The organism is Neobacillus drentensis (assembly GCF_036966985.1).
Lineage (GTDB): Bacteria > Bacillota > Bacilli > Bacillales > Cytobacillaceae > Neobacillus > Neobacillus drentensis_E.
The window spans coordinates 3,751-6,925 of sequence record NZ_JBALSN010000436.1 but is presented as its reverse complement, the minus strand read 5'-3'; the positions used below and the strand labels follow the sequence as shown (position 1 = coordinate 6,925).

The following is a 3,175-nucleotide window of genomic DNA, read 5'->3' as shown; positions in this document are numbered from 1 at the left end:
TTGGACGAGAAAAAATGTCAGCAGAAGCAAAATCATATTGGGAAAAAACAATTGATAAATTAGTCCAATCACCTGAATGGAAGAAGGAAGTCGAGACACAAGGGTGGGAGTTAGAATATAAAAACGGTGCAGATTTTAAAAAATTCTTAGAAGACCAAGAAACACAAGTTCAACAATTATTAGAAGCTTTAGGAATGCAGAAGTAATCAAAGAGGGAAGGAAGGACTTTCTCCTTCCCTTTCATTTTTTATTATAAACGGATTGGAGGGATTCAGATGGACATTAAATTTGATCGCATTGCTGCTATATTGTTTCTAACTGTAGGAACCTTATTTATTATCGGAAGCAGGAATATTGCCAGCTCCTCTTATGGGAGTGTAGTTGGTCCGGATATCTTTCCATTTTTTCTCGGGGGTCTGTTAGTGATTTTAAGTATTCGCTTATTCTATGAAACCTTTAATGGAAAAAAGCAGGAGAAGGAAAAAGAAAAATTGCAGTACAAGCCTTTTATCATCATATTTATAGCTACTCTCGTTTATATTTTGACACTAGAATCCGTAGGCTATGTAATCACAACCTTTCTATTTCTTTTTGTCTGCTTTCAGACAATGGAACGAGGAAAATGGATTACCTCGCTACTCATTTCAGGAGGTTTCTCTGCCTTTGTCTATTTCATATTTGTCGAAGTACTAAAAGGAACACTTCCAGGTTGGCCTATTTGGTTTAATTGATTAGATCATGGTGTCAGCACCATATTTTTTAGAGTGAAAGGGGGAAATAGAATGAATACTCTGGATTATTTGTTGCACGGTTTTGGTTCTGCACTTATTTGGTATAATTTGATTTTTGCTTTTGTTGGGGTATTAATTGGGACTGCTGTTGGTGTGTTACCAGGGATTGGTCCGATGAGCGGTGTTGCCTTGCTTATTCCTGTTACCGCTTCCATTACGGGAGGTCTTCCTCCTGAGCAGGCGGCCACGAGTGCTATTATTCTCCTTGCTGGTGTATACTACGGGGCTATGTATGGAGGATCGACTACTTCTATTCTATTAAATACTCCTGGAGAGTCATCGTCCGTAGTGACCACATTAGATGGTTACCAAATGGCTAAGAAAGGAAGGGCAGGGAGTGCTTTGTCAATTGCCGCGATTGGGTCGTTTGTGGCGGGAATCGTGACATTAATTGCCCTTATTGTTTTGGCGAAACCATTGTCAACTCTTGCTCTTAAATTTGGTCCTGCTGAATATTTCTCGCTTATGCTCTTAGGACTTGGAGCTGTTAGTGGGTTGGCAGGTAAGTCCGTTACGAAAGCATTGATTATGACGGTATGTGGGCTGCTGCTTGCTACGATCGGAATTGACAATGTTTCAGGAATTGGTCGGTTTACCTTTGACATCCCTTGGTTATATCAAGGAATTGAATTCTTGACGATTGCGGTAGGCTTGTTTGCCTTAGGTGAGGTTTTCAAAACGATCTTAGAAAAAGAAGAAGAAGATACACAAATGGCAAAGATTAATAATTTAATCCCCTCAAAAGAAGAGTTGAAAGAATCAGCTGCACCAATCGTCAGGGGCTCTTTCTTAGGATTCTTTATCGGGATTTTACCCGGAGCGGGAGCGACTCTAGCATCCTTTTTTTCTTACATATTAGAAAAGAAAATCGCTAAAGACCCATCTAAATTTGGAAAGGGGGCCATTGCTGGTGTGGCAGCGCCAGAATCGGCCAACAATGCGGCCTCTGGCGGAGCAATGATCCCATTATTAACATTAGGAATTCCAGGCTCGGGTACAACAGCCATCCTAATGGGGGCACTGATGATGTACAATGTTCAGCCAGGTCCGTTATTATTTGAAGATCATCCCCAAGTAGCATGGGGGTTGATTGCAAGTATGTTTATTGGAAATATCATGCTTCTCATACTTAACCTTCCGCTCGTAAAGGTGTTTGCAAAGATCATTCAGACCCCGAAGCGGTATTTAATCCCTATTATAATTGCGATCTCTATTTTCGGTGTTTATGCGGTTCAAGTCTCAATATATGACCTTTTACTATTATTAGCCTGCGGTGTCATTGGCTATTTTTTAAACAAACATGATTATCCGATTGCCCCGTTAGTGTTAGGACTTGTTCTGGGGCCGATGGTTGAGAATAATCTTCGTCGGGCCTTAACTATTTTCAATGGAGATTTTGGACCATTTTTCACTCGTCCGATTTCATTAGGATTCTTAATTATGACGGTTCTTTGGCTGGCTATCCCGGTAGTAATGAAGATGAGAGGAAAGAATGTTGTCATAAACGAAGAAGCTTGACATTCAAAAAGTTCTGATTATTGCAAAAAACTCCTTTTTTTAAGGAGTTTTTTTCTATATGATAGAAGTAGAGGTGCTTGTATGCGATTACATACGAAATTAATGCTAGGCATTTTTATAGTAATTATCCTCATTGGCGGGATTTTCGAACTAACTTTTAAAAATATAATGGAGTCCAATCTAAAGCATGAAAAAGGAACGAAGGCTTTATCCGTGGCTCAGTCCATTTCAAATATGCCAGAGATACAAAAAGCTTTTTCTAGTAAAAACCCCGCTGCTATTATTCAACCAATTGCCGAAAAAATTCGAAAACAGGTTGGTGCGGAATTTATTGTTATCGGTAATCGCCAGGAGATTCGCTATTCTCATCCCGATCCTAACCGTTTAGGACAAAAAATGGTGGGCGGAGATAATGAACGTGTCTTTAAAGGGGAATCGGTTATCTCTGAGTCAATCGGAACCCTTGGTCCATCCCTAAGAGGGAAAGCGCCTATTTTTAGTGATGGAAAAGTAATTGGTGTCGTTTCAGTAGGCTATCTTCAAACGGATATTGAAAAAGAAGTAGCAAAGATACGACGGAAAATTTTTATTACCACGATGATTATTTTACTAGGAGGATTACTGGCGGCATTATTAATCTCGTTAAATATTAAAAGAGCTATTTTTGGCCTTGAACCGAAAGAAATCGCATGGATGTACCAAGAGAAACATGCCATCTTAGAATCAATTCATGAGGGAATTATTGCCATCGATACGAATGGACGAATAACCGTCGTCAATGAAACAGCACATAAAATTCTCAATGTTCCGAGTAACGTTCTTCTTCGTGGAAAGAAGATTGAAGATGTCATTGAAAATACGTATCT

3 protein-coding genes and 1 pseudogene are annotated in these 3,175 nt (G+C 39.5%); all 4 read left to right on the top strand.

All coding sequences use genetic code 11. The features are described 5' to 3' along the window. Positions 1-206, top strand: a pseudogene (locus V7659_RS24460) (tripartite tricarboxylate transporter substrate binding protein); the annotation flags it as partial. Positions 207-275: 69 nt separating this feature from the next. Continuing rightward, positions 276-731, top strand: coding sequence for a tripartite tricarboxylate transporter TctB family protein (locus tag V7659_RS24455; protein WP_335542737.1), 456 nt, complete (start codon positions 276-278; stop codon positions 729-731). Between the two features lie 51 nt (positions 732-782). Next, positions 783-2,309: a tripartite tricarboxylate transporter permease gene (locus tag V7659_RS24450; RefSeq protein ID WP_335542736.1), complete on the top strand. Its 1,527-nt coding sequence runs from the start codon at positions 783-785 to the stop codon at positions 2,307-2,309. Positions 2,310-2,390: 81 nt separating this feature from the next. Continuing rightward, on the top strand, positions 2,391-3,175 hold a 785-nt coding region (locus V7659_RS24445), incomplete at its 3' end, for a PAS domain-containing protein (RefSeq protein WP_335542738.1).